Consider the following 25,295-nt stretch of genomic DNA (forward strand, 5'->3'; position numbering starts at 1 on the left):
TCGTTGGGGGGTGTCGACCACCGCCTGGACCGAGATCACGACCGTCGACGAGCTCGTGACGCTCCTGGGCCTGCCCACCGACCGGGCCCGTGACAAGGCCCGCCCGGCCCTGCTCGACGTCGACCGCGACTGGCTCGCGGCGTCGCCGTTCTGCGTGCTGGCCACCGCCTCGGCGTCCGGCGAGTGCGACGCCTCGCCGAAGGGCGACCCGGCCGGGTCGCTGGTGCACGTGCTCGACGACCGGACGATCGCGCTGGCCGAGCGGCCCGGCAACCGCCGGGCCGACGGCTACAAGAACATCCTGCAGAACCCCCACGTGGGGCTGAACTTCTTCATCCCCGGGCGGGGCGACACCCTCCGCGTCAACGGCCGCGCGCGGCTGGTCGGCGACGCGCCGTTCTTCGACGAGATGGTGGTCAAGGGCCACCGGCCGGTGCTGGCGGTCGTCGTGGAGATCGAGGAGCTGTTCTTCCACTGCGCCAAGGCGTTCCTGCGCTCGGGTCTGTGGAGGCCCGAGACCTGGGACCCGGAGGGCGTCGTACCCCGGCGGGCGGTGGTGACCCAGCGGGTCGAGCCGACCGGGATGAGCCTGGAGCAGCTCGACGACTACTACTCGGACGCGACGTACAGCAAGGGCCTCTATGCCTGACTACCCGTTCCTGAAGGGGCACGGCACCGAGAACGACTTCGTGCTGCTGCCCGACCACGACGGCAGCGTCCACGGCGACCTGTCGCCCGAGCGGGTGCGCGCACTGTGCGACCGCCGGGCCGGCATCGGCGGGGACGGCGTGCTGCGCGTCGTGCGCGAGGGCGAGCAGTGGTTCATGGACTACCGCAACTCCGACGGGTCGCTCTCGGAGATGTGCGGCAACGGCATCCGGGTCTTCGCCCGCCACCTGGTCGACGAGGGCCTGGTCGACGGATCGCAGCCGTTCGCCGTCGGCACCCGCGACGGGGTGAAGGTGCTGCGCGTCGACGGTGAGCTGGTCACCGCCGACATGGGCACGCCGCGGGTGCTGGGGGAGTCCCCGGTGTCGGTGGGGCCGAGCACCTGGACGGCCCGGCACGTCGACATGGGCAACCCGCACGCCGTCACGTTCGTGTCCTCGCTCGACGACGCCGGGCCGCTGCTGGAGGCGCCGGTCCACGACGCGGCGGTCTACCCGCACGGCGTGAACGTCGAGTTCGTCGTCGACCGGGGCGAGCGGCACGTCGCCATGCGGGTCCACGAGCGGGGCTCGGGCGAGACCCGGTCCTGCGGCACCGGCGCGTGCGCCGTGATGGTCGCGGCGGCGCTCCGCGACGGGCTGGTCGCCGGGGACGCCCCGGCCGGCGACACGTCGTACCGGGTCGACGTGCCCGGCGGCACCCTCACCGTGACCTGGACCGCCGCCAACCGGGTCCTGCTCACCGGGCCGGCCGTGATCGTGGCGCGGGGCGTCACGGACCTCTGAGCCGGGGGGTGTCCTACTTCCCCGGATCACCGGGTAAGTAGGACGTTCCCGGGCAAAGCAACCCCCAGGAACGTCCGGGATCCCCCGAGAAGTACGACGGGCCGCCGCGATCGCGACCCTGACAGCACCACTGTCGCGGTGGCTATGCTCCGCGGCATGGACATCAAGGGAACCAGTGCCATCGTCACCGGCGGCGCCTCCGGCATCGGCGCCGCGGTCGCCCGCCAGCTGGCCGCGCGCGGGGCGATCGTCGTCGTCGCCGACCTGCAGGCCGAGAAGGGCGAGGCGCTCGCCGCGGAGATCGGCGGCGTGTTCGCCCAGGTCGACGTGACGAGCACGGAGCAGATCGCCGCCGCTGTGAAGGCGGCCGCCGAGATCGCGCCGCTGCGCTCGGTGGTCAACTCCGCCGGCATCGGCTGGGCCCAGCGCACCATCGGCCGCGACGGCCAGCTGGAGTCCGCCCACGACCTGGACTCGTTCAAGCGGGTCGTCGCGATCAACCTGGTCGGCACCTTCGACGTGGTCCGCCAGGCCGCCACCGTGATGAGCACCCAGGAGCCGACCGAATCCGGCGACCGCGGCGCGATCGTCAACCTGGCCAGCGTCGCGGCGTTCGACGGCCAGATCGGGCAGGCGTCGTACTCCGCCTCGAAGGGGGGCGTCGTCGGGATGACCCTGCCGGTCGCCCGCGACCTCTCCGCCGCCGCGATCCGTCTCAACACCGTCGCCCCGGGCCTGATCGAGACCCCGATCTACGGCGAGGGCCCGGAGTCGGAGGCGTTCAAGGCCAAGCTCGGCGAGAGCGTGCTGTTCCCCAAGCGGCTCGGCACCCCCGACGAGCTCGCGTCGATGGTCGTCGAGTGCCTGACCAACTCCTACATGAACGCCGAGACGGTCCGCGTCGACGGCGGCATCCGGATGCCCCCGAAGTGAGCGCCCTCGTCGGCGGCGACGGAGTCGCCGCCGACGAGACCAGGCGCCAGATCGAGTAGCCCCGCGAGCGACGAAGGAGCTCGCGACGGGCGTACCGAGATCTGGACCGGGGGTCTCGATACGCTCGCTGGCGCTCGCTACTCGACCAACGAGGTGGGTCGCTGGCGCTCGCTACTCGGCCAACGAGGTGGGTTGCCGGGGGCTCGCGAGAGACCGACGAGTGGCCGGGTCCTGTTGGTCGACCCGTCACCTGCCGGTGGGTCGGCCGTCAGGTGACGGCGCTGGGCTGACCCCATGGTCCAGCTCGGACGACGGACGACCCTCCTCGCGGGGATCGGGATCGGCGCCGCTCCGGCCCTCGTGGCCGGCGGGTGGGGCCGGGGGGCCCCGGCGCAGGTCCGCGACCGCATCGATCTCCCGACCGGGGCACGCTCCGGGGAGGTGACCACCGACTCGGCGGTCGTGTGGGCGCGGGCGGGTGACGAGGGCCGGATGACGCTGCGGCTGCGCAGCAACGGCCGCACCCTGCGCTCGCTGCGCGGGCCGTGGACCGACGCGCGCAGCGACCACACGGCGAGGCTGCACCTGACCGGGCTGGCGCCCGGGCGGCAGTACGACGCCGACGTCTGGTTCACCGCGCCGGACGGCACCCGGGGCCGCACCGAGCGGATCGGGTTCCGCACCGCGCCGATCCACCCCGCGGCGACGTCGTTCGTCTGGTCCGGAGACACCTGCGGGCAGGGGTGGGGGATCAACCCCGACCTGGGCGGCCTGACGGCGTACTCGGCCATGCTGGCTACCCGTCCCGACTTCTTCCTGCACTCCGGCGACACGATCTACGGCGACGAGCCGATGGAGGAGCGGGTCGTCGAGGACGACGGGCAGGTCTGGCGCAACGAGATGACCGACGCCGTCGCGCACGTCTCCGAGACGCTGGAGGACTTCCGCGGCCGGCACCGCTACACGCTCACCGACGTGCATGTCCGGGCCCTGTACGCCGAGGTGCCGACCGTCGCCCAGTGGGACGACCACGAGACGCTGAACAACTGGTACCCGGGTGAGCTGCACGACGACGAGCGCTACACCGAGCGCCGCTGCGACGTGCTCGCCCGGCGAGGCCGGCGGGCCTGGCAGGAGTACCAGCCGGTGCCGGTCCGTCGGCTGGTCCACGGTGGCGGGGACGGGTTCGCCGCGACCCGGATCTACCGGCGGGTCCCGCGCGGCGCGCACCTCGACCTGTTCTGCCTCGACATGCGCAGCCACCGAGGGGCCAACGACGTCGCCGGCGTCGCGGGGGAGGCGGGCATCCTCGGGCGGGCCCAGGAGCGCTGGCTGATCGACGAGGTGACCCGGTCCACCGCCACCTGGAAGGTGATCTCGGCCGACCTGCCGCTCTCGCTGCGCTCCAACCACGCCGACGACCTGGACAGCGTGGGCAACGGCGACCCGGGTGCCCCGGCCGGCCGCGAGGAGGAGATCGCGCGGGTGCTGGCGGCGTTCAAGGCCGCCGGGGTGCGCAACGTCGTCTGGCTGACCGCCGACGTGCACTACACCGCGGCGCACCACCACCGCCCCGAGCGGGCCACGGCCTTCACCGACTTCGACCCGTTCTGGGAGTTCGTCTCCGGGCCGATCGCCGCGGAGACGTTCCCGGTCAAGGAGCCGGACGCCACCTTCGGGGCCGAGGTGGTCTTTGCGAAGGGCAACGACTCCGGCCGCCGGCAGTCACCGCGGGCCGGCAACCAGTTCTTCGGCCACGTGGCGATCGCCGCCGACGGCCTGCTGACCGTCACCCTGCACGACGGGTCGGGCGCCGCGCTCTGGTCGACCGACCTGGAGCCTCAGCCGGTCGACGTCGCGTCGCGCCCCATCGTCCCCAGCAGCCGGACCTGACGCGACGCGTCCTCCGGCACGGGTACGGCGGCCGCGCACACCCCGTCGGCGTACAGGTGCTCGCCGAAGCCGGGCAGCGCCGCCTCGATCAGGTCCAGCTCGGGCTCGGTGAAGGTCGTGTCGCCGCCCAGCCCGCGGGCCAGGTCCCAGCGGTGCACGACCAGGTCGAAGCCGTAGAACGAGGCCAGGGTCGCGGCGACCGTCGTACGGCCGAAGACGGAGTCGTACTCGCGCGCCAGCAGCTCGGGCGTGGCCGCGGCACGGACCGCGTCGAGGTGCGTGGCCCAGACGGTCGCGGGCTCGCCGTCGGGCCGCGGTCCCAGGCCCGCCTCGTGCCGCTCGAAGAACTCGCGCTCGGTGTCGACGACGTGGTCGAGCACGTCCCGGGCGCTCCAGCCGGCGCAGGGGCTGGGTGCCGACCAGTCGCCGCCCGCGGCGACGACGTCGCTGAAGGGGCCGGCGTGGGTCAGGAAGTCGTCGAGGGGAGTCATGCCCCCAGCCTGGGCCACCGGTGTCGGCGGCTCTTGCAAGAATCCGACACATGCCCGACCGGATCGACCCGAGCGAACGGGCCCACCTGCGCGACGAGACCGGCTACACGCCGCCGATCTTCCGGTTCTCGCCGAGCCCCGACCTGGCCGACGTGGTCCGCCGCTACTGGCTGCCGGTGTGGTCCCTGCCGGAGGGGCGGGTGAGCGAGCAGCGGGTCCTGCAGTACCCCGTCTGCCTGCTGGTCGTCGCCCACGACTACGCGCTGCTGGTCGGGCCGCAGCGCGGGATGTCCGTGCAGGCGCTGACGGGAGACGGCTGGGCGGTCGGCACGATGCTGCAGCCCGCGGTCGGCCGCGCACTCGCCGGCGGGAGCGTGGACCGGCTGACCGACTCCGCCGTCCCGCTGGCCGAGGCGCACGGCCTCGACGGCGCGGCGCTGGCGGCGGCGGTCCGCGCCGCCGTCGGTGACGACCCGCGTGACGACGGCGCCCAGCGGGCCGCGGTCGCCGCCGTGGAGCGCGCGCTGCGCGACCTGCTCCCGGTCGACGAGGAGGGACTGCTGGTCAACGCGGTCGTCGAGCACGTCGAGGGCGACCCGCGGGTGCAGCGGGTCGGCCAGGTGTGCGAGAAGTTCGCGCTCTCCGAGCGGTCCCTCCAGCGGCTGACCCGCAGTCGACTCGGCCTGACCCCGAAGTGGCTGGTCCAGCGCCGCCGCCTCCACGAGGCCGCCGAGCGGCTGGCCGCGGGCACGGACGTCGACCTGGCCCGGGTGGCCGCCGAGCTCGGCTACAGCGACCAGGCCCACTTCTCGCGCGACTTCCGGACGGCGACCGGTCTCACGCCGGGTCGGTTCGCGGCGGAGCCCAGGTCGTGAGGTCGACGACGACGTCGGCCCGCGCGGCGGCCGCGTCGACCAGCCGGGCGTTCGGCTCGTCGACCCGCTCGACCCAGGCGGCCGCCGCCTCCGGCGACTTCCCGAACCGCACGTGCCGGGCGACCAGCCGCTCCCGTCGTACGACGTCGTCGACGTGCAGGTGCCAGACCACCTCGACCTCGGCGCGCACCGCCCGCCAGCGCGGCTCGTCGAGCAGCAGGTAGTTGCCCTCGGTCACGACCGTCCCGTCCGCCGGGACGGCGATCGCGCCGGCCAGCGGCTGCTCCAGGCCGCGCTCGAACATCGGCGCGACGACGCCGGGCTCGCCGGCGCGGACCCGGCGTAGCAGGGCGGCGTACCCCTCGGCGTCGAAGGTCTCCGGCGCGCCCTTGCGCTCGCGCAGCCCCCGCCGTACGAGCTCGACGTCGGCGTAGTGGAAGCCGTCCATCGGCACCACCGGCAGGCCCAGCGCCGCGGCCAGGGTGGACTTGCCGACGCCCGGTGCGCCGGTGAGTCCGAGCAGGCGGAGGTCGGTCGGCAGCGGCGGCAGTCTCACGGGGAAGAGTTAACCCGTCGCGCGCGTTGAAGGAGAGACCTACTCTGGAAGGCGTATGACGAACGCATCTGACTTCACCCTCGCCCCCGAGCTCGCCGAGACCTCCGACTGGGAGGACGACGCCGAGTCCGGCTATGACGAGCCCGACCTGAGCCTGCCCGACCCCGAGGAAGAGCCCACGGTGGGCGCGATGGAGCTCGCCGAGCGCCACCAGCTCCGCCGGGTCGCGAGCCTGCGCACCGAGCTCGAGGACATCACCGAGGTCGAGTACCGCCAGCTGCGGCTGGAGAAGGTCGTCCTGGTCGGCGTCTGGACGCAGGGCACCACCGAGGACGCCGAGAACTCGATGGCCGAGCTCGCGCTGCTGGCCGAGACGGCCGGCTCCGAGGTGCTCGAGGCGATCTACCAGCGCCGCCAGACCCCCGACCCCGCGACGTACGTCGGCCGCGGCAAGGTCGAGGGGATCGCCGAGATCGTGCAGGCCACCGGCGCCGACACGGTGATCTGCGACGGCGAGCTCGCGCCGAGCCAGCTGCGCAACCTCGAGGACAAGCTGAAGGTCAAGGTCGTCGACCGGACCGCGCTGATCCTCGACATCTTCGCCCAGCACGCCCGCTCCGGCGAGGCTCAGGCGCAGACCGAGCTGGCCCAGCTCAACTACATGAAGCAGCGGCTGCGCGGCTGGGGCGGCAACCTGTCGCGCCAGGCCGGTGGCCGGGTCGCCGGCGGTGCCGGCATCGGCAGCCGTGGTCCCGGTGAGACCAAGATCGAGAACGACCGCCGCCGGATCAACACCAAGATCGCCAAGCTCCGCCGGGACCTGAAGGAGATGAAGGGCACCCGCGACACCAAGCGGCAGGAGCGGCAGCGCCACCAGATCCCCGCCGTGGCGATCGCCGGCTACACCAACGCCGGCAAGTCCTCGCTGCTCAACCGGCTCACCGGTGCCGGCGTCCTGGTCGAGGACGCCCTCTTCGCCACGCTCGACCCCACCACCCGTCGTACGACGACCGCCGACGGTCGGGTCTACACCATGAGCGACACCGTCGGGTTCGTCCGGCACCTGCCCCACCAGCTCGTCGAGGCGTTCCGGTCGACGCTGGAGGAGGTCGCCGACGCCGACCTGATCCTGCACGTGGTCGACGGCTCCCACCCCGACCCGGAGGGCCAGATCGCGGCCGTCCGCGAGGTGTTCGCCGAGATCGAGGCGACCGGGGTCCCCGAGATCATCGTGGTCAACAAGGCCGACGCGGCCGACCCGCTGGTCCTGGCCCGGCTGCAGCAGCGCGAGCCGCACTGCATCGTGGTCTCCGCCAAGACCGGCGAGGGCATCGCCGAGGCGATCGCGCTGGTCGAGTCCGAGCTGCCCCGGCCGTCGATCGAGTTCGACGCGCTGGTGCCCTACGCGCGCGGCGACCTGGTCAACAAGATCCACCAGCAGGGCGAGATCGGCTCCCTCGAGCACACCGCCGACGGCACCCGGGTCACCGGACGGGCCAGCGAGGCGCTCGCGGGAGAGCTCGCGGACTACCTCGTCTGAACTTTGGTCTAGTCCCTCTTTAGTTCCAACGGGTCATGTGTCCCTGGGGGTCGTGGCCCCAGACTGGTGCCGTGGTCCTCCGGGGGGTCGCGGGCTCGGCCCGCGCGCGCGTGACGCTGTTCGCCGTCGTGGTGCTGCTGGCGACCGTGTCGGCCGGCTGGGTGACGGCCCGCGCCGGGGCCGACGAGAGCCGCTGCGACCGGTTCGCCGCCGAGTCGCTCGCCCGCGCCGCCCAGGTGACCGGGTCCGGCGCCGACGTGCTGGTCGTCGGCGACTCCTACTCCGCCGGCCTGGGCCTCGACGACGCGGTCGACTCCTGGCCCAGCCGGCTGCCGGGCCGCGTGCACGTGGCCGGGTTCTCCGGCTCCGGGTTCAGCCGCGCGGCCAGCCCCTGCGAGGGCGTGGCCTTCGCGGCCCGGGCCCGGGAGGCGGTCCGCGACGTCCGCACCGGCCCGGTCGTGGTCGAGGGCGGTCTCAACGACTGGGACCAGAGCCCGGCGGCGATCACCGCGGGCTTCCAGCGGCTGGTCCGCGTGGTCGGTGACCGCCAGCTCGTCGTGGTCGGCCCGGCCCTGGCCCCTTCCCGGGCCGGTCGGGTGCCGGCGATCGACGCGCTCCTGGCCCGCCTGAGCGACCAGTACGGCGCGACGTACGTCGCCATGACCGGCCTCGACCTGCCCTACCTCGAGGACCGGCTGCACCTGACCGCCGACGGACACCGCCAGTTCGGCGACCACGTCGCCGAGCAGATCGGCGCGCTGGTCCCGTAGCGGCGTGCGAGTATCGACCCGTGCGACATTCGTTGGCGGGTCGGGCGGAGAGCGCCATCCAGGCCCGGTTGCTCACGCGGCTGCGTGACGAGGGGCCGCTGTCGAAGGCCCAGCTCGCGGACCGCCTGCAGGTCTCGCGGACGACGGTGGCGGCCGAGGTGGGCCGGCTGCTCGAGCTCGGCCTGGCCCAGGAGGCGGGGCCGGCGGCCTCGCGCGGCGGGCGGCGCTCGACGATGGTCGACCTGGCCGAGGACATCCGCTTCGTCGGGATCGCCATCGGAGCCACCGGCATGACCGTCGGCGTGACCGACGGCCGGCTGGCGACCCTGGCCACGCGCCAGCTGGGCTGTGACATCCGGCAGGGCCCCGAGGAGGTCCTGGGGATCGCCCTGGCGGGGGTGCGCGAGGTCCTCGACGAGCTGGGGGTGGAGCAGCCCGCGGGCGCGGGGATCGGCGTACCCGGTCCGGTCGACTTCGACCGGGGCATGTCGGTGACCCCGCCGATCATGCCGGGCTGGGACGGCTACCCGGTCCGTGACGCGGTCTCGCGCGAGCTCGGCTGCCCGGTGCTGCTCGACAACGACGTCAACCTGCTGGCCATCGGCGAGCAGCACAGCGGGGTGGCCCGCCGGGCGCGGGACTTCCTGTTCGTGAAGATCGGGACCGGCATCGGCTGCGGCATCGTCATCGACGGCGAGCTCTACCGCGGCGTCGACGGCTGCGCGGGCGACATCGGCCACATCCGGGTCTCCGACGAGGGTCCGACCTGCGCGTGCGGCAACATCGGCTGTCTCGAGGCGTACGCCGGCGGCGCGGCCCTGGCCCGCGACGCGACCGTGGCCGCCCGGGCCGGTGAGTCGCCCTTCCTGGCCGAGGTGCTGGAGGCCAACGGCGTGCTGACCGCGGCCGACGTGGGGCTGGCCGTGCAGCGGGGCGACGCCTCGGCCGTGCAGCTGATCCGCGGCGGCGGCAGCCGGGTCGGCCAGGTGCTCGCCACCCTGGTGTCGTTCTTCAACCCCGGCATGATCGTCATCGGCGGTGGGGTGACCGGGCTGGGGCACCCGTTCCTCGCCGAGATCCGGGGCGTGACGTACGGCCGTTCGCTCTCCCTGGCCACCGGGAGCCTGCCCATCGTGCTCAGCGAGATGGGGGACGAGGGCGGCGTGGTCGGCGCGGCCCGGCTCATCAGCGACTCCGTCTACGCCCCGGAGTCCGTGAACTGACTTTGTCCAGACAGTTGCGAAAGTTTGCACTCAAGTTTCATTACTTTCGCTGAAACGCTTGCAAGTTTGGTCCTGGCCGTCCTACCTTGACGCCACGAGTGACAGCCGTCACTCGTTCGGCCCGAGGTGGACGAGGTGCGCATGACCGATCGACCGCTGCTCCGGATGAGCGGCATCGTCAAGGAGTTCCCGGGCGTCCGGGCTCTCGGCGGGGTCGACCTCGACGTACGGGCGGGCGAGGTGCACTGCCTGCTCGGCCAGAACGGCGCCGGCAAGTCGACCCTGATCAAGGTGCTGGCCGGGGCTCACCAGCCCGACGAGGGCACCATCGTCTGGGACGGCGAGGAGATCAGCCTCGGCTCCCCGATGGCGGCGATCAAGGCCGGCATCGCGACCATCTACCAGGAGCTCGACCTGGTCCCGCACCTCAGCGTCGCGGAGAACGTGTTCCTGGGCCACGAGCTCTCCCGCGGCGGCCTGACGCAGCGGCAGCGCACCAACAACATCGTCCGCGACCTGCTCGCCCGCCTGGGTCACGCCGAGATCTCGCCGAACCGCCTGGTCGGTGACCTCTCGCCGGCCGGCCAGCAGGTCGTCAGCATGGCCCGGGCGCTCTCGCACGACACCCGGCTCCTGGTGCTCGACGAGCCGTCCGCGGTCCTCGACCAGGGCGAGGTCGACAACCTCTTCCGGGTGATCCGCGGCCTCACCGCCGAGGGCGTCGCCATCGTCTACATCTCCCACCGCCTCGAGGAGATCCGCGCCATCGGCGACCGGATCACCGTGCTGAAGGACGGCGTCACCGTCGCCACCGGACTGCCGGTCGAGGAGACGCCCACCAGCCGACTGATCCAGCTGATGACCGGCCGCTCGATCGAGTACGTCTTCCCCGAGCGCTCCGCGGAGCAGCGCGACCGGGGCGCCCCGGTGCTCGAGGTGCGCGGGCTGGCCCACGCCGGCGTCTTCCGCGACGTCGACCTCACCGTCCACGCCGGCGAGATCGTCGGGCTCGCGGGCCTGGTCGGCGCCGGTCGCTCCGAGATCCTGGAGACCGTGTACGGCGCCCGCCGCGCCTCGGCCGGCACGGTCGCGGTGGACGGCAAGCCGCTGCGCCGCGGCTCGGTGGACCGGGCCGTCCGGGCCGGGATCGGGCTCGCACCCGAGGAGCGCAAGAGCCAGGGCCTGCTGCTCGACGAGGCCGTCTTCAAGAACGTGACCGTCTCGTCGATGTCGCGCTTCGCCCGGTTCGGGTTCCTGGACCGCGGCGCGGAGCAGCGCGAGGCCGAGGCGCTGACCACCAGCCTCGACGTACGCCCGACCGGGGTCACCCGGGCGGTCCGCACGCTGTCGGGCGGCAACCAGCAGAAGATCGTGCTCGCCCGCTGGCTGATGCGCGAGTGCCGGGTCCTGCTCCTCGACGAGCCCACCCGCGGTGTCGACGTCGGGGCCCGCTCGGAGATCTACCAGCTCGTCCGGTCCCTGGCCGATCGCGGCGTCGCCGTCGTGGTCGTCTCCAGCGAGATCGAGGAGGTGCTCGGCCTGGCGGACCGGGTGCTCGTCGTCCGGGAGGGCGCCGTCGTCCACGAGTCCGCCGCCACTGCGATCGACGAGGCCACGGTCCTCGATCTCGTCATGGAAGGAAAGGTTCCGGCATGAGCCAGGACAGCGTGCGCGTCGAGAAGGCCGCACTCCACACCGCGACTCCCCAGAGCTCGCTGGCCGCGGTGATGGGCAGCGGGGTCGGGCGCAACCTGGGCCTGGTCGTCGCCCTGATCGTGCTGTGCGTGGTCGGCGTCGCGACGGCCGGCGACAACTTCGCGAGCGTCGACAACCTCCTGACGATCCTGCGCCTGGCCTCGGTCATCGGGGTCGTCAGCATCGGCATGACCTTCGTCATCACGGCGGGCCACATCGACCTCTCGGTCGGCGCGATCGCGGCCCTGGCCAGCGTCTGGTGCACCACCCTCGCCACCCAGACCATGGCCGAGGACATCCACTGGATCGTCATGGTCGGCACGGCGCTCCTCGTCGGCGTCGCGTGTGGGCTCGTGAACGGCCTGCTGGTCGCCTACGGCGGCATCGTGTCGTTCATCGCCACCCTGGCCATGCTGGCGTCGGCCCGCGGACTCGCCGAGATCATCGCGGACCGGCGTACCCAGATCGTCAAGGTCGACGGCTTCGCCGACTTCTTCCGCGCGGACCTCATCGGCATCCCCATGCTGGTGTGGATGTTCGCGCTGGTCTCCGTGATCGGCTGGGTGCTGCTCAACCGCACGACGTTCGGGCGTCGCACCGTCGCGGTCGGCGGCAACCCCGAGGCCGCCCGCCTGGCCGGCATCAACGTCCGCCGGCACACGGTGATGATTTTCGGCCTCGTGGGCCTGTGTTGCGGCATCGCCGCCGTCATGATCACGGCCCGGACCACCACCGGGTCGTCGACCCACGGCACGCTCTGGGAGCTGGACGCGATCGCCGCGGTGGTCATCGGCGGCACGCTGCTGAGCGGTGGCCGCGGGACGATCGTCGGCACCGTGCTCGGCGTGCTGATCTTCACCACGCTCTCGAACGTCTTCGTCCAGAACGACCTCTCGAGCTCGGCCCAGGCCGTCGCGAAGGGCCTGATCATCGTCGTCGCCGTGCTGCTCCAGCAGCGCCTCGCCGGCCGTTCTTCCCACACCACCTAGGGCGGCGTGGCACCCGCCCACGCCGTCCAGCACCACACAACCCGAGGAGAAACCATGTCCGCACGTCCCCTTCCGCGTCGCCGGGGCCCGCTCGTCGGCGTCGCCGTCGCGGCGGTCGCCTGCCTGGTGCTCAGCGCCTGCACCAGCAACGAGCCGGAGGACTCCGGTGACAACGAGACCACCGCCAGCACGGTGAGCTCGAACGACGACACCGGCGACACGGTCACCATCGGCTTCTCGGGACCGGCGGCCGACCACGGATGGCTCGCCGCCATCAACAGCAGCGCCCAGGAGGCCGCTGAGAAGTACGACGACATCGAGCTGAAGTTCGCCGAGGGCACCAACGACCCCAGCGCGCAGATCGCCCAGGTCGAGACCTTCATCAACGACGGCGTCGACGCGATCGTGCTCCTCCCGACCGACGGGGCCGCGCTCACCGAGACCGCCATCCAGGCCATGGAGGCCGGCATCCCGGTGATCAACGTCGACCGCGAGTTCTCCTCGCCGTTCGCCGCCCGCACCACCGTGCTCGGCGACAACTACGGCATGGGCGTCTCGGCCGGCACCTACGCCTGCGGCCTGATCGAGGACAACGACATCTCCGACCCGGTCATCGCCGAGATCGCCGGCATCGACGCCCTGCCGCTGACCCAGGACCGCTCGCAGGGCTTCGCGGACGCGCTGGAGGCGTGCGACCAGGAGGTCGACCGTCGCGTCGCCGCCGAGTTCACCGTCGAGTCCGGCGAGGAGGTCGCGGCGAACCTGCTGCAGGCCGAGGACAAGATCGACATCATCTGGAACCACGACGACGACCAGGGCGTGGGCGTGAAGGCGGCCTTCGACGCCGCCGAGCGCGACGAGTTCGCCTTCATCGGCGGCGCTGGCTCCTGCAACGCGATGGACTGGATCGAGGCCGGCGAGATGGAGGCCACGGTCATCTACCCGCCGACCCAGGCCGCCGACGGCATCAAGCTGGCGCGACTGATCGCCCAGGGCAAGGGGCTCTCCGACCTGGTCCAGGTCGAGGTGCCGAAGCGGGTCGTGCTGAACGCACCGGTGGTCTCGGCCGACAACGTGGCCGAGTACCGGGACCTCTGCTTCGACTCCTGACCGTCGCCCACGAATGGCGTGCCCGCCCCTCTCTCCCGGGGCGGGCACGCCCCCCATCCGGGAGGATCCCTGATGACCGACCCCGTTCGACCCCTGCGCGTCGCCATGATCGGGCACGCCTTCATGGGCGCCGCCCACTCGCAGGCCTGGCGCAGCGCGCCCCGCTTCTTCGACCTCCCGCTCGACCCGGTGATGACGGTCGCCGTCGGGCGCGACGCCGCTCGTGCCGCGGACGCCGCCGACCGGCTCGGCTGGGCCCAGAGCTCCTCCGACTGGCGGGCCGTCGTGGCCCGCGACGACATCGACGTGGTCGACGTCTGCACGCCGGGGGACACCCACGCCGAGATCGCGATCGCCGCACTCGCCGCCGGCAAGCACGTGCTGTGCGAGAAGCCGCTGGCCAACTCGGTGGCCGAGGCCGAGGAGATGGCCGCGGCTGCTGCCTCCGCCGCGGAGCGTGGGGTGCGGGCGATGGTCGGCTTCACCTACCGGCGGGTGCCGGCGATCGCGCTGGCCCGCCGGCTCGTCGAGCAGGGTCGGATCGGGGAGATCCGGCACGTGCGGGCGTCGTACCTCCAGGACTGGATCTCCGACCCCGAGGCCCCGCTGACCTGGCGCCTCGACAAGGAGAAGGCCGGCTCCGGCGCGCTCGGCGACATCGGCGCGCACATCATCGACCTGACCCAGCACATCACCGGCGACCGGATCCTCGAGGTGTCCGCGCAGCTGGAGACCTTCGTGAAGGAGCGGCCGACCGCTGACGGCGACCGTGGCGCGGTCACCGTCGACGACGCCGCGGTGTTCATCGGCCGCTTCACCGGTGGCGCGCTGGGCATCTTCGAGGCCACCCGGTTCGCCACCGGCCGCAAGAACTCGATCCGGATCGAGCTCAACGGCTCGGCGGGCTCGCTGGCCTTCGACTTCGAGGACATGAACGTCCTGGAGCTGTACGACGCCTCCGAGCCGGCCGAGACCGCGGGCTTCCGCCGGATCCTCGTCACCGAGCCCGAGCACCCCTACGTCGAGGCCTGGTGGCCGCCCGGTCACGGTCTCGGCTACGAGCACGGCTTCACTCACCAGGTCGTCGACCTGGTGAACGCGATCGCCGCGGGCACCGACCCCGCTCCCACCTTCGCCGACGGCCTGCAGGTCCAGCGCGTGCTCGCCGCCGTCGAGTCCAGCTCCGACACCCGCACCTGGCAGGAGATCCCGACATGAGCCGCCCGATCACCCTGTTCACCGGCCAGTGGGCCGACCTGCCCTTCGAGGAGGTCGTGAAGCTCGCCGCCGGCTGGGGGTACGACGGCCTCGAGATCGCCTGCTGGGGCGACCACCTCGATCCGTGGCAGGCGGCCGAGGACGACGCCTACGTGCAGGGCAAGCTCGACCTGCTCGAGCAGCACGGGCTGCAGCTGTTCGCGATCTCCAACCACCTGAAGGGCCAGGCGGTCTGCGACGACCCGATCGACGCGCGGCACCAGGCGATCCTGCCGTCGCGGATCTGGGGCGACGGCGACCCCGAGGGCGTCCGCCAGCGGGCCGCGGAGGAGATGAAGATGACCGCCCGGACCGCTCAGCGGCTCGGTGTGAAGACCGTGGTCGGCTTCACCGGCTCCTCGATCTGGAAGTACGTCGCGATGTTCCCGCCGGCCACCGAGGAGATGGTGGCCGCCGGCTACCGCGACTTCGCGGACCGCTGGAACCCGATCCTCGACGTCTTCGACGAGTGCGGCGTGCGCTTCGCCCACGAGGTGCACCCGTCCGAGATCGCCTACGACTACTGGACGACCAAAGCCGCCATGGAGGCGATCGGCCACCGCGAGGCGTTCGGCCTCAACTGGGACCCGTCGCACTTCGTCTGGCAGGACCTCGACCCGGTCGGGTTCCTCTGGGACTTCCAGGACCGGATCTACCACGTGGACTGCAAGGACGCGAAGAGGCAGACCGGCAACGGCCGCAACGGCCGGCTCGGCTCGCACCTGCCGTGGGCCGACCCGCGGCGCGGCTGGGACTTCGTCTCCACGGGCCACGGCGACGTGCCCTGGGAGCAGTGCTTCCGGATGCTCAACACGATCGGGTACGACGGCCCGATCTCCATCGAGTGGGAGGACGCCGGCATGGACCGGCTGCGCGGTGCGCCCGAGGCCCTCGAGTTCGTGCGCGGACTCGCCTTCGACGCCCCCACGGCCGCCTTCGACGCGGCGTTCGCCACCGACGACTGACTCACCTGCACCACCACTCTCGGGAAAGGAACCACCGTCATGTGCTTCGGCTACGACGGCGAGGGCGCGCTGCGCCGCTCGCTGGAGGAGAAGGGCGCCAGTCGCCGCTCATTGTTCAGGGGAGCGGCGCTCGGTGCCGCCGGGGTCGCCGCGGCCGGCTCCGGGTTGGCCTCGGGGCTCGCCTCGACCGCCGCCGCGGGCGGCCGCCACGGGGACGGCCGCTCGCGCGGCGTGCCGCACGACAGGATCAGCATCCAGCTCTACACGCTGCGCGCCGCCCTGGGCGGGCAGCCGGGCTTCGACGTCGTGCTGCAGCGGCTCGCGCAGTACGGCTACACCCGCGTCGAGCTGGCCGGCTACTACGGACGCACCGCCGCCCAGCTGCGCACCTTCCTGGACGGGCTCGGCATCCGGGCCACGTCCAGCCACGACGGCCTCAGCGCCGACCGGACCGCGCTGCGCACCAAGCTGGAGAACGCCGCGACCCTGGGCCAGCGCTACGTCGTGGTGCCCTACCTCGCCTCCAACAGCCTCGCCGAGTGGCAGGGCTGGGCCGACCGGATGAACGAGGAGGCGGCCCTCGCGAAGCGCTACGGTCTGCGCTACGGCTACCACAACCACGCCCACGAGTTCACGACCGACCTGGGCGGCGGGGTGACGCCGTGGGAGGTCCTGACCGAGCGGCTCGACCCGCGGCTCGTGCACCTGGAGGTCGACCTCTACTGGGCCTACACGGGTGGGGTGAACACCGGCGCGGCGGACCCGGACCGCTTCGCCATCGACGTCGTACGGCGGGCTCCGCAGGAGGTGCGCCAGTTCCACGTCAAGGACCGCGACGCCGCCACCGGGGACATGAGCGACCTCGGCACGGGCGTCGTGGACTTCGCCCGGATCCTGCGCCGGCACCGCGTCGAGGAGTACATCGTCGAGAACGACACCCCCGACGTCAGCCCGCTGACCAGCGCCGCCGTCGGTCGGCTCTACCTGGAGCACCTGCGGTTCTAGCCGGGTCCACCGGGGCTTCCCGCGGCGGCCTGGGGACAGCCGCCGCGGGCGTCGGTCCGGGCGTCTAGGGTTCACGGGTGCCCGAGACCCCCGCCGTGACGCAGGTGCTGACCGCCGCCGTCGAGGCGCTGGGCGGTCAGCAGCGCGACGGGCAGGTCGCGATGGCCGAAGCGGTCGCGGCGGCGATGGAGGACGAGCGCCACCTGCTCGTCCAGGCCGGCACCGGCACGGGCAAGTCGCTGGGCTACCTCGTGCCCAGCCTGCTGCACCGCGAGCGGGTCGTGGTCGCCACCGCGACGCTCGCCCTCCAGCACCAGCTGGTCGAGCGCGACCTGCCGCGGCTGGCCGAGGCGGTCAAGGGCACGCCGGGCGTCGACACGTCGTACGCCGTGCTGAAGGGCCGGTCCAACTACGCGTGCCTGCACCGCGTCCGCGAGGGCGTCCCGGACGACCAGGGGGCGCTGGTGCAGATGCCCGAGGGCTCGATGGGCGCCAAGATCCTGGAGCTGCGGGCCTGGGCGGAGAAGACGGCCGAGGACGGCGGCAGCGGCGAGCGTGACCACGCCCCGCGCCACACCGACCGCGAGTGGCGCCAGGTCAGCGTCAACCACCGCGAGTGCCTCGGCGCGGCCAAGTGCCCGTTCGGCCAGGAGTGCTTCGCCGAGCTGGCCAAGGAGAAGGCCCACCGCTCCCACCTCATCGTCACCAACCACTCGCTGCTGGCGATCGATGCGATCGAAGGGGTCCCGATGATCCCCGACTACGACGTCGTCGTCGTCGACGAGGCCCACGAGCTGACCGCCCGGGTCACCCAGGCCGCCACCGACGAGCTGTGGGCGGCCGAGGTCGAGCGCTCCGCGCGCCGCTCCCAGCGCTACGTCGACGGCTCCGAGGCCGACGACCTGGCCGACGCGGCCGACGCGCTCCGGTCCGCGATGGGCGAGGCCTCGCCCGGCCGGTTCGAGACGGTGCCCGAGGACCTCGCCGACGCACTGGTCCTGGTGCGGGACGCGGCCCGGGCCTGCATCTCGGCGTACCCGAAGCCCGACAAGGACGGCGACGCCGACGCCGGCCGGACCCAGGCGCGCGGCGCGGTGCAGGAGGTGTTCGCGACCGCCGAGCGGATGGCCGCCTTCTCCGATGCTGACGTGCTGTGGATGGGGGAGGGCACCGAGCGGATCCCGCCGCGGCTGTGCGTGGCGCCGCTGCAGGTCTGGGGCACGATGCGCGACAAGCTGCTCACCGACAAGACCGTCGTGCTGACCTCGGCCACCCTGATGCTCGGCGGCGACTTCGGGGCGGTCGCGACCGGCGTCGGGCTGAAGCCGACCGAGCGGGTCCTGGAGGGCGCGCCCGCCGACGCCCACGCGTCCGGCACCGGCCTGCCCTGGCGGGGCATCGACGTCGGCTCGCCGTTCGACTACGGCCAGCAGGCGATCCTCTACGTCGCCCGCCACCTGCCGCCGCCCGGGCGCGACGGGCTGGTGAAGGCTCAGCTCGACGAGATCGTCGAGCTGGTCGACGCCGCCGAGGGCCGCACCCTCGGGCTCTTCTCGTCGCGGCGGGCCGCCGAGACCGCGGCCGAGGCGGTCCGCGAGCGGCTGCCCCACCTGACCACCCTCGCCCAGGGCGACGCCCAACTCCCCGAGCTGGCCAAGCAGTTCGTCGCCGACCCCCACACCTGCCTGTTCGGCACTCTGTCGCTGTGGCAGGGCCTCGACGTCCCGGGCGACACCTGCCAGCTGGTGCTCATCGACCGGATCCCGTTCCCGCGGCCCGACGACCCGCTGATGTCGGCGCGCCAGAAGGCCGCCGACAAGGCCGGCGGCAACGGCTTCATGCAGGTCGCCGCCACCCACGCCGCCCTCCTGATGGCCCAGGGCGCCGGCCGGTTGATCCGCACCACCTCCGACCGTGGCGTCGTTGCCGTCCTCGACCCCCGGCTGGCCACCGCCCGCTACGGCGGCTTCCTGCGCTCCAGCCTGCCGCCGATGTGGACCACCACCGACCCGGCCGTCGTCCGCAAGGCCCTGGCCCGCCTGTCCGCCACCGCCCGCTGAGTCGTCGCGGGGCGAGGCCTGGGCGGTGAGTGGTCCACCCGACCGAGGGTCGTTCCGGTGGACAGCACACCGCCGTACGGCGTGTCCGGGCACGGCGCCCGGAGTGGCGGTGCTCCATGCACCGACCCGGGGGCTGACGAGGTGGACAGCTCACCGCTCGACCGCCGGGGCCGGATCCGTCGGCCGGATGCCGATGCTCACAGCCGCGAGCGACCGTCCCATCCCCGCCGCGGCCGGCGCAGGCCGAAGAACCGGGCGACGGTCGGTGCGACGTCGACGGTCCGGGCATGGGCCGACGAGACCCGGCGTCGCGGGACCACCGGGTGCCCGCCGGAGATGAAGAACGGGATCGCCCGGGTCGCCGGGTGGCCGTGGTTGCCGGGGATCGGATTGCTGGTCGGGTCGGGGTCGCTGAAGCGCCAACCGGCCCGGCAGTAGACGACGACGTCGCCGGCCTCCGGGCCGAGCCGCAGACCCTTGGTACGACGGTCGTAGGACGCCAGCACGCCCGGGACGCCCGCCGCGTGCCGCCGGATCCGGGCCACCGCCTGGCTGCGCTGCGAGGCCGGGCCGGTCCAGTAGACGAGGTCGGCGCCGCCGTTGTCGGCGATCACGAAGCGGCCGGCCAGGAACGGGTCGGCCGCCAGCACCGGCTGCAGGGAGATCAGGTTGCCCGGCGTCGACCAGTCCATCGAGTGGTCGGCGAGCACGACGACCATCGAACGCTCCCAGCGCTCGGTCTTTTTCAGCCGGTCCACGAACCGCCCGACCAGCCGGTCGGTGCCGGCCAGCGCCACCCGGCGCAGCGCCTTCAGCGACCCGCCGGTCAGGTCGACGTGACCGAACCGGTCGATGTCGCCGAGGTTGACGAACATCAGGTGCGGGTCGAGGTCGTCGAGCATGTCCAGGGCCGCGCGCATGGTGAACAGGTCGGGGGCGTGCCCCGAGACGGGGATGATCGGCGCCGGCTCCCAGCGGTACGTCGCCCGGCCGCCGAACACGCCGTACAGGTATTCCTTGCTGAGCACGGTCCCGGTCCGCAGCCCACGCCGGTTCAGCCGCTCGATGATCGTGTCGACCCGGATGTCGGAGGCCCGGTCGAGGTCGCGGACCGCCCGCTCACGCCGGTCGTAGACCGCGTTGGCGGGGACGCCGCTGCGGTCGGGCCGGACCCCGGTCATCATCATCACGTGGTTGGGGATGGTCTCCGCGATCGGCATCGCGGAGGCCCGCGGGAACCGCAGGCCGCCGTCCCGCAGCGCCCGCAGGTTCGGGGTCAGCCCGCTGTCGATCTCGTCGGGCCGGCAGCCGTCGATGACCAGCACGTAGGCCCGACGACCGGCGCGCACCGCCGCCTCGGCGACCTCGGGCAGGCCCGCGACGGCGGAGAAGACCAGTCCGGCGCCACCCGCCTGCAGGAGGGTACGACGCCCGGTGCGGACCTCGGCCAGGCCGCGCTCGAAGGCACCTGGGGTGCCGTCCCGGCACATCAGCGACCCACCGGTCGGTCGACCGCCACGACCCGGCCGGTGCCGGCCCGGGTCTGGAAGGACCGCGCCCAGGTGACCGGCGTGCGGCGCGTGCTCCGGGAGCCGATGACGTACCAGTCCATCTGCGCCCGCTCCGGGGTCACATCGAGGACGGAGAACCCGTGGTCGTCGAAGTTGAGGTACTTCAGGTGCCGGTTGGCGGCCAGGATCGCCTGCTCGGCGGCCAGGTTGACCGGACTGCGCCGCGGGGTGCCGAGCGCGTCCTTGAGATTGTTGGAGGTCACCGACGTGCAGACGAACTCGACGCCGGCCGACCCCGTGAGCGGGTCCGTCGACGCGTCGTACGGAAGGTCGGCGGCCCAGGCGCCGTGGATGTCCCCGGTGATGAAGACGGTGTCGGTGACCTGGTGGTCACGCAGGTGGCCGAAGATCTCGTTGCGGTCGGCGGTGTAGCCGTCCCACTGGTCGGTGTTGATGGTGACCCCGTCCTCGGGGAACAGGGTCGAGGAAGGAGTTCAGCGGCGCGATCAGCTCGTCGGGGAGCCCGCCGAGGCCGAGCGGCGCGATCATCACCGGGTTGCCGACGATGTTCCACTGCGCCCGCTCGCGGCTCAGCGACGACTTCAGCCAGGCCAGCTGCCGGCCGCCCAGGATCGTGCGGTCGGGATCGCTGACGCCGGCGTCCACGGCCGGGGTCGAGACCAGCTCGCTGCGGTAGCTGCGCAGGTCGAGCATGCTCAGCTCGAGGAGCTGGCCGAAGCGCAGCCGCCGGAACAGCCGGTCGCCGTCGCCGAGCCGCGCGGTCCCGTCGAGGCGGACCGGCATCCACTCGTCGTACGCCCGGTGGGCCCGGGCGCGGCGCCGCCGGAAGTCGCCCTCGCCGTTCGGGCCCCCGCCGGGGGTGTGGTTCTCAGCACCGCCGCTCCACTGGTCGTTGGTGACCTCGTGGTCGTCCCAGGTGACGATCCACGGGTAGCGGGCGTGCAGGGCCTGGAGGTCCGGGTCGGTCTGGTACTGCGCGTGTCGTCGGCGGTAGTCGGCGAGGCTGACGACCTCCTTTGCCGGCACGTGCCGGCGTACGTCGGCGTCGTCGGAGCCGGCGCCGTACTGACCGGGTGCGTACTCGTAGAAGTAGTCGCCCAGGTGCACGACCGCGTGCAGGTCGTCGCGGGCGGCGAGCCCGCGATAGGCCCCGAAGTAGCCGGCCTGCCAGTTGGCGCAGGACACCACCCCGAAGCGGACGTGGCTGGGCAGCGCGTCGTGGTCCGGGGCGGTGCGGAACCGTCCCAGCCGGCTCCGGGCGCCGCGGTAGGTGAACCGGTAGTAGTACCAGCGGGCCGGCTCCAGCCCGGTGACGTCGACCTTGACCGTGTGGTCGCGGCTCGGGCCGGTCGCGAACGCACCCCGTCGTACGACGCGCCGGAACCGGCGGTCGGTCGCCACCTCCCAGCCGACCCGGACCCGAGGGCCCTTGCCGGAGCCGGGCTGTGCGGCCGGGGTCGGCGTGACCCGGGTCCAGATCACCACCCGGTGCGGCAGCGGGTCACCCGAGGCGACGCCGTGCCGGAAGAAGCGCGCGCCGGGGCGCGCTGCCTCCGCGGTGGGCTCGCCGGCCACCAGCGAAGTCGCCGTGAGCGCGGTCCCCGCCGCGCCGGTGGCGAGCACGGTACGGCGGGGCAGCGGGAGGACGTGGTCAGGTCCGGAGGCGGTCACGGATCGTCCAACGACCCGTCAGCGCCCGCGTGACGCCCTGACCGCGGACGTCACGCGTTGTTCATCCGGCAGCCGCTCAGCGGGTGACGGCGCGCACCCGCACCCGCAGCCGCAGACCGTCGTCGAGCGAACGGCCCTGACAGGAGTAGACCGTGCCGCGGCCGCACGCGTAGCGGGTGCCGGCGTTGACGAGGGTGACGTCGACGTAGGCGATCCGGCCGTCGACGAAGGGGACGCTCAGGAGACCGGCCCCGGAGGGCCGGAGCCGCACCAGGCGAGAGGAGATCTTGCCCGACTCCCGGCGCACCGTGACCACGGCGGCGGTCGGCCGGGTCCGGCGGGGGAGGTCGACCGCGATCCGCAGCCGGGCGCTCGCCCGGTTGGTCCGCTTGCCGGGCCGGTAGCGCACGGTGCCGCTGCTGAGGTGGTTCAGCTTCAGCGACGCGCGGCGGAGCTGGTTGCGGGCGACGCGCGCGGTGCCCTCGGGCCGGGTCACGGGGTAGCGAGCGCCCTCGCGGTAGGTGCGTGCCGGGTGCCGGTTGGCCGCCGAGAAGCGGGCGACCGTGGCCGTCATCGACCGACCGCGCTCCTTCAGCACCGCTCGCACCGCCTGCAGCGAGTACGCCGGTCCGGCGGCCCTGGTCAGGATGTCGCGGACGATGGTCGGCATCCCGCCGCGCGAGCCCGGCTCCAGCTCGCTGAGGTAGCGGAAGAAGATCCAGCTGCCGTAGACGCGCAGGTCCTGGCCCTTGTCGATCGGGGTGCGCGGCTGCGACATCGGGCTGTTGCGGAGGTACTGGATGTTGTCGTTGACGGCGTCGTACACCTCGTCCTCGGCCCAGGTCGCCGTCGACTCGAGGAACCAGAGGTCGTCGCTGATGTCGTAGGCGAACTGGACGGCGTGGAAGTACTCGTGGGCCGTGGTGACCTGCAGGTTGTGGACCGGGGTGTTGGCCGGGAACTGCTTGCTGGCGAAGTCGTTGTCGAGCGAGCAGTAGGCCTGCGCGCTGCGCTGGGTGCTGGACGTCACGCCCTCGGGGACGCAGTAGCCGTAGAGGCCCTCGCGGCCGGTGTCGACGAGGTAGACGTCGAACTGGTTGGTCCCGCCACCGCGGGTCCCGTCGGAGACCGGCTTGCGGTAGCCGGCGGCGACGTAGGTGCCACTGACCTTCAGCAGCGTCGCGAAGACCCGGTCGACGTAGTCGGGCCGACCGTTCGCGTCGGCGTCGGTCAGGTCCGGGGCGTCGGAGGTGGCGCGGGCCCAGTGCACGCAGAAGCCGCCCTGGCAGGCCTGGGTCGGGAGTGCGTTGGCGGCGTAGCCGAACCGGCCGCCGGCGTCGGTGTCCGGGGTGTCGGTCGGACGGGCCAGGATCCGATCGGCCTCCGCGCGGCGCGCCGCGGGGAGGGCCGAGCGCGTGCGGGCCAGCTCCAGCAGGGCCAGGCTCGCGTCCCGGCCGTCGACCTCACCGCTCACGATCGAGTCGGCCTGCTCCAGCACCTCGACGGCGCGGGCGGTGGCGTCGGCTGCCGCCGTCGGCTCGGTGATCGGCACGACGGCGGGGTCGTCAGCCGCGCGAGCAGCCCCGGGAGGGCTCAACAGGGCGGCGGCGACGGCGACGGCGCCGACGGTGGCGAGCAGCGAACGGTGACGAGCGCGCAACGAGATCTCCATCCAAGGGGAAGGCGGACGCGTCATCCTCGCACGCCCACCCACCCGGATCAGACTCGTCGCAGCACCGCCGTGACCTTGCCGAGGATCGTCGCGTGGGTGCCGTCGATCGGGTCGTAGGCCTCGTTGTGGGGCATCAGCCAGACCTTGCCGTCCTTGCGCTTGAAGGTCTTCACGGTGGCCTCGCCGTCGAGCAGGGCGGCGACGATGTCACCGTTCTCCGCGGTCTGCTCCTTGCGGATCACGACGTAGTCGCCGTCGCAGATGGCGGCGTCGACCATCGAGTCGCCGGCGACCTCCAGCAGGAAGAGCTCGCCCTCCCCGACCAGCTGACGGGGGAGCGGGAAGACCTCCTCGTAGCGCTCCTCGGCGAGGATCGGGCCGCCGGCGGCGATCCGGCCGAGCAGGGGCACGTTGGCCGGCGTCGGGGCGGAGTCGCCGAGGCCGGTCTCGTCGTACGACGTCTCCTCGGCGCTGGAGAGCGTGCGGCGGGCGGCCATCACCTCGGGCAGGAAGACCTCCAGCGCCCGCGGTCGGTGCGGGTCGCGCTTGAGGAAGCCCTTCTCCTCGAGGGACTTCAGCTGGTGGGCCACGCTCGAGGAGCTCGTGAGGCCGACGGCGTCGCCGATCTCACGCATGCTCGGCGGGTAGCCGCGCTTCTCGATGCTGTCCTTGATGTGGGCGAGCACGCGCTGCTGACGCGGGGTCAGGCCCGTCGCGTCCGGCGGCCCGTCGGGCAGCTCGCTGACGTTCTTCTTGCTGGCCATGGTGACGCCTTTCGCCGGGATGCTCGTGGCCACACCGTACCGATCCGACCGCCCTGCTTCAAACACGTGTTCGAACGGCGTGTCGGGCTGTTCTCGTTCGAACGAATGTTCGTCGAGCCCTTGATTTCGTTCGAACACCTGCTCTAACCTCGTACACATGTTCGATCGAACGTCTGATCGACCAGCTGGCCCGCACCGGACTGTCGGTGGCCGCCGTTAGACATGCGGTCGTGGTCAGGCACCGAGGCTGACCGCCACTTCCCCAGGAGGTCCCAATGAGCACGATCCAGCTGAGCCCCGTCCGACTGAGCACCCTGCCGACGACCCGCGGGGAGCTCCGGCTCACCCGCCGCGGCCGGCTCGTGGTGTTCCTGCTCGGCCTGGCGGTAGTGCTCGGGATCGGCCTCGTCCTGGCTGCCGGCTCGGTAGCCACTCCGGAGCCCGGCGCGGCCGAGCCGACGACCGTGGTCACGGTCGGCACGGGCGACACCCTCTGGGAGATCGCGGCCGACGCCTCCGAGGACGGTCAGGTCCGCTCGATGATCTCCCGCATCGAGCGTCTCAACGGCCTCGACTCCACCGTGCTCGTGGCCGGCCAGCAGCTCCGGGTCCCCACCGAGTAGCGCCACCACAGACTTCGTCAGCCGCCTCGACCCCGGCTGACGGGCCGGTGAAGACAGGGGCGGGGCCAGGCGGCCCCGCCCCTGCGGCGTTCCTGGTCTCGATACCCCCGCGAGGGTGAGCGGTGTCGCGGGATTTTGGTGGTCGAGTGGCCGTGACGCAGGTGCGGTGTCGCGGGCTTTCGGTGGTCGAGTGGCCGTGACGCAGGTGCGGTGTCGC

At 72.8% G+C, this 25,295-nt stretch carries 23 protein-coding genes; 16 read left to right on the forward strand and 7 right to left on the reverse strand.

The window, feature by feature from the left end; translation table 11 throughout:
* Positions 1-10: 10 nt before the first annotated feature.
* The 4 genes from BLT76_RS21075 to BLT76_RS21090 all read left to right on the forward strand — a co-directional run bounded on the left by BLT76_RS21075 (position 11) and on the right by BLT76_RS21090 (position 4,280).
* A complete protein-coding gene (locus BLT76_RS21075; protein WP_090860280.1) occupies positions 11-649 on the forward strand; it encodes an MSMEG_1061 family FMN-dependent PPOX-type flavoprotein in 639 nt (212 codons plus the stop codon).
* Entirely contained in the window at positions 642-1,454 is an 813-nt protein-coding gene (gene dapF / locus BLT76_RS21080) for a diaminopimelate epimerase (RefSeq protein WP_090860281.1), read from the forward strand. The genes BLT76_RS21075 and dapF overlap by 8 nt, the downstream gene beginning before the upstream one ends.
* 156 nt (positions 1,455-1,610) lie before the next feature.
* On the forward strand, positions 1,611-2,387 hold the full coding sequence (locus tag BLT76_RS21085) for an SDR family NAD(P)-dependent oxidoreductase (RefSeq protein WP_170867186.1): 777 nt from the start codon (positions 1,611-1,613) through the stop codon (positions 2,385-2,387).
* Between the two features lie 294 nt (positions 2,388-2,681).
* Positions 2,682-4,280, forward strand: coding sequence for an alkaline phosphatase D family protein (locus BLT76_RS21090; RefSeq protein WP_090860283.1), 1,599 nt, complete (start codon positions 2,682-2,684; stop codon positions 4,278-4,280).
* On the opposite strand, the gene BLT76_RS21095 is transcribed toward BLT76_RS21090, so the two are convergent.
* Positions 4,229-4,771, reverse strand: a complete 543-nt coding sequence (locus tag BLT76_RS21095; protein ID WP_090860284.1) for a maleylpyruvate isomerase family mycothiol-dependent enzyme — start codon at positions 4,769-4,771, stop codon at positions 4,229-4,231. The genes BLT76_RS21090 and BLT76_RS21095 overlap by 52 nt on opposite strands.
* Positions 4,772-4,821: 50 nt before the next feature.
* On the opposite strand from BLT76_RS21095, the gene BLT76_RS21100 reads away from it, so the two are divergent.
* Positions 4,822-5,646 (forward strand): helix-turn-helix domain-containing protein, encoded by an 825-nt coding sequence (locus BLT76_RS21100; protein ID WP_090860285.1) that lies wholly within the window; start codon positions 4,822-4,824, stop codon positions 5,644-5,646.
* On the opposite strand, the gene BLT76_RS21105 is transcribed toward BLT76_RS21100, so the two are convergent.
* Positions 5,609-6,202 (reverse strand): nucleoside/nucleotide kinase family protein, encoded by a 594-nt coding sequence (locus BLT76_RS21105; RefSeq protein ID WP_090860286.1) that lies wholly within the window; start codon positions 6,200-6,202, stop codon positions 5,609-5,611. The genes BLT76_RS21100 and BLT76_RS21105 overlap by 38 nt on opposite strands.
* Before the next feature lie 55 nt (positions 6,203-6,257).
* On the opposite strand from BLT76_RS21105, the gene hflX reads away from it, so the two are divergent.
* The 10 genes from hflX (at position 6,258) to BLT76_RS21155 (ending at position 18,816) form a co-directional block, all read left to right on the forward strand.
* Complete coding sequence (hflX, locus tag BLT76_RS21110) at positions 6,258-7,742, forward strand: GTPase HflX (RefSeq protein WP_090860287.1); 1,485 nt, start codon at positions 6,258-6,260, stop codon at positions 7,740-7,742.
* 71 nt (positions 7,743-7,813) lie between these two features.
* Entirely contained in the window at positions 7,814-8,512 is a 699-nt protein-coding gene (locus BLT76_RS21115) for an SGNH/GDSL hydrolase family protein (protein WP_170867187.1), read from the forward strand.
* 20 nt (positions 8,513-8,532) lie between these two features.
* Positions 8,533-9,735, forward strand: a complete 1,203-nt coding sequence (locus BLT76_RS21120; protein WP_090860289.1) for an ROK family transcriptional regulator — start codon at positions 8,533-8,535, stop codon at positions 9,733-9,735.
* 141 nt (positions 9,736-9,876) lie between these two features.
* Positions 9,877-11,391: a sugar ABC transporter ATP-binding protein gene (locus BLT76_RS21125; RefSeq protein WP_211753119.1), complete on the forward strand. Its 1,515-nt coding sequence runs from the start codon at positions 9,877-9,879 to the stop codon at positions 11,389-11,391.
* On the forward strand, positions 11,388-12,419 hold the full coding sequence (locus BLT76_RS21130) for an ABC transporter permease (RefSeq protein ID WP_090860290.1): 1,032 nt from the start codon (positions 11,388-11,390) through the stop codon (positions 12,417-12,419). The genes BLT76_RS21125 and BLT76_RS21130 overlap by 4 nt, the downstream gene beginning before the upstream one ends.
* A 54-nt stretch (positions 12,420-12,473) precedes the next feature.
* Positions 12,474-13,529: a substrate-binding domain-containing protein gene (locus BLT76_RS21135; protein ID WP_090860291.1), complete on the forward strand. Its 1,056-nt coding sequence runs from the start codon at positions 12,474-12,476 to the stop codon at positions 13,527-13,529.
* 72 nt (positions 13,530-13,601) lie between these two features.
* Positions 13,602-14,747 carry a Gfo/Idh/MocA family protein gene (locus BLT76_RS21140; RefSeq protein ID WP_090860292.1) on the forward strand — a complete coding sequence of 382 codons (1,146 nt, stop codon included), beginning with the start codon at positions 13,602-13,604 and terminating at the stop codon, positions 14,745-14,747.
* A complete protein-coding gene (locus BLT76_RS21145; protein WP_090860293.1) occupies positions 14,744-15,751 on the forward strand; it encodes a sugar phosphate isomerase/epimerase family protein in 1,008 nt (335 codons plus the stop codon). Before BLT76_RS21140 ends, BLT76_RS21145 begins: the two co-directional genes overlap by 4 nt.
* A 39-nt stretch (positions 15,752-15,790) precedes the next feature.
* The gene (locus tag BLT76_RS21150; RefSeq protein ID WP_090860294.1) at positions 15,791-16,756 is read left to right on the forward strand and encodes a sugar phosphate isomerase/epimerase family protein; all 966 of its coding nucleotides are present in this window, start codon (positions 15,791-15,793) and stop codon (positions 16,754-16,756) included.
* A gap of 77 nt (positions 16,757-16,833) precedes the next feature.
* Positions 16,834-18,816 (forward strand): ATP-dependent DNA helicase, encoded by a 1,983-nt coding sequence (locus BLT76_RS21155; RefSeq protein WP_090860295.1) that lies wholly within the window; start codon positions 16,834-16,836, stop codon positions 18,814-18,816.
* A gap of 197 nt (positions 18,817-19,013) precedes the next feature.
* Here BLT76_RS21155 and BLT76_RS21160 read toward each other — a convergent pair whose 3' ends face one another.
* The 5 genes from BLT76_RS21160 to lexA form a co-directional block, all read right to left on the reverse strand.
* The gene (locus BLT76_RS21160; protein WP_090860296.1) at positions 19,014-20,306 is read right to left on the reverse strand and encodes an alkaline phosphatase family protein; all 1,293 of its coding nucleotides are present in this window, start codon (positions 20,304-20,306) and stop codon (positions 19,014-19,016) included.
* Positions 20,306-20,806 carry an alkaline phosphatase D family protein gene (locus tag BLT76_RS26635; RefSeq protein ID WP_257024632.1) on the reverse strand — a complete coding sequence of 167 codons (501 nt, stop codon included), beginning with the start codon at positions 20,804-20,806 and terminating at the stop codon, positions 20,306-20,308. Before BLT76_RS26635 ends, BLT76_RS21160 begins: the two co-directional genes overlap by 1 nt.
* Positions 20,718-22,019 (reverse strand): alkaline phosphatase D family protein, encoded by a 1,302-nt coding sequence (locus BLT76_RS21165; RefSeq protein WP_280139657.1) that lies wholly within the window; start codon positions 22,017-22,019, stop codon positions 20,718-20,720. Before BLT76_RS21165 ends, BLT76_RS26635 begins: the two co-directional genes overlap by 89 nt.
* Before the next feature lie 76 nt (positions 22,020-22,095).
* Positions 22,096-23,679 carry an MXAN_6640 family putative metalloprotease gene (locus BLT76_RS21170; RefSeq protein ID WP_139175752.1) on the reverse strand — a complete coding sequence of 528 codons (1,584 nt, stop codon included), beginning with the start codon at positions 23,677-23,679 and terminating at the stop codon, positions 22,096-22,098.
* Between the two features lie 59 nt (positions 23,680-23,738).
* Complete coding sequence (gene lexA, locus BLT76_RS21175) at positions 23,739-24,455, reverse strand: transcriptional repressor LexA (RefSeq protein WP_090860298.1); 717 nt, start codon at positions 24,453-24,455, stop codon at positions 23,739-23,741.
* 275 nt (positions 24,456-24,730) lie between these two features.
* On the opposite strand from lexA, the gene BLT76_RS21180 reads away from it, so the two are divergent.
* Positions 24,731-25,078, forward strand: coding sequence for a LysM peptidoglycan-binding domain-containing protein (locus BLT76_RS21180; protein WP_090860299.1), 348 nt, complete (start codon positions 24,731-24,733; stop codon positions 25,076-25,078).
* The last annotated feature ends 217 nt before the right edge of the window (positions 25,079-25,295 follow it).

This window comes from Nocardioides lianchengensis, from assembly GCF_900101465.1.
Taxonomy (GTDB): domain Bacteria; phylum Actinomycetota; class Actinomycetes; order Propionibacteriales; family Nocardioidaceae; genus Nocardioides; species Nocardioides lianchengensis.

Excerpts from the sequence above, each read along its gene's own strand:
- BLT76_RS21130 (WP_090860290.1), top strand. The coding sequence starts at position 11,388 with ATGAGCCAGGACAGCGTGCGCGTCGAGAAGGCCGCACTCCACACCGCG.
- lexA (WP_090860298.1), bottom strand. The coding sequence starts at position 24,455 with ATGGCCAGCAAGAAGAACGTCAGCGAGCTGCCCGACGGGCCGCCGGAC.
- BLT76_RS21095 (WP_090860284.1), bottom strand. The coding sequence starts at position 4,771 with ATGACTCCCCTCGACGACTTCCTGACCCACGCCGGCCCCTTCAGCGAC.
- BLT76_RS21135 (WP_090860291.1), top strand. The coding sequence starts at position 12,474 with ATGTCCGCACGTCCCCTTCCGCGTCGCCGGGGCCCGCTCGTCGGCGTC.
- BLT76_RS21180 (WP_090860299.1), top strand. The coding sequence starts at position 24,731 with ATGAGCACGATCCAGCTGAGCCCCGTCCGACTGAGCACCCTGCCGACG.
- BLT76_RS21090 (WP_090860283.1), top strand. The coding sequence starts at position 2,682 with ATGGTCCAGCTCGGACGACGGACGACCCTCCTCGCGGGGATCGGGATC.
- BLT76_RS21150 (WP_090860294.1), top strand. The coding sequence starts at position 15,791 with ATGTGCTTCGGCTACGACGGCGAGGGCGCGCTGCGCCGCTCGCTGGAG.
- BLT76_RS21125 (WP_211753119.1), top strand. The coding sequence starts at position 9,877 with ATGACCGATCGACCGCTGCTCCGGATGAGCGGCATCGTCAAGGAGTTC.
- hflX (WP_090860287.1), top strand. The coding sequence starts at position 6,258 with ATGACGAACGCATCTGACTTCACCCTCGCCCCCGAGCTCGCCGAGACC.
- BLT76_RS21140 (WP_090860292.1), top strand. The coding sequence starts at position 13,602 with ATGACCGACCCCGTTCGACCCCTGCGCGTCGCCATGATCGGGCACGCC.
- BLT76_RS21100 (WP_090860285.1), top strand. The coding sequence starts at position 4,822 with ATGCCCGACCGGATCGACCCGAGCGAACGGGCCCACCTGCGCGACGAG.
- dapF (WP_090860281.1), top strand. The coding sequence starts at position 642 with ATGCCTGACTACCCGTTCCTGAAGGGGCACGGCACCGAGAACGACTTC.
- BLT76_RS21145 (WP_090860293.1), top strand. The coding sequence starts at position 14,744 with ATGAGCCGCCCGATCACCCTGTTCACCGGCCAGTGGGCCGACCTGCCC.
- BLT76_RS21085 (WP_170867186.1), top strand. The coding sequence starts at position 1,611 with ATGGACATCAAGGGAACCAGTGCCATCGTCACCGGCGGCGCCTCCGGC.
- BLT76_RS21160 (WP_090860296.1), bottom strand. The coding sequence starts at position 20,306 with ATGTGCCGGGACGGCACCCCAGGTGCCTTCGAGCGCGGCCTGGCCGAG.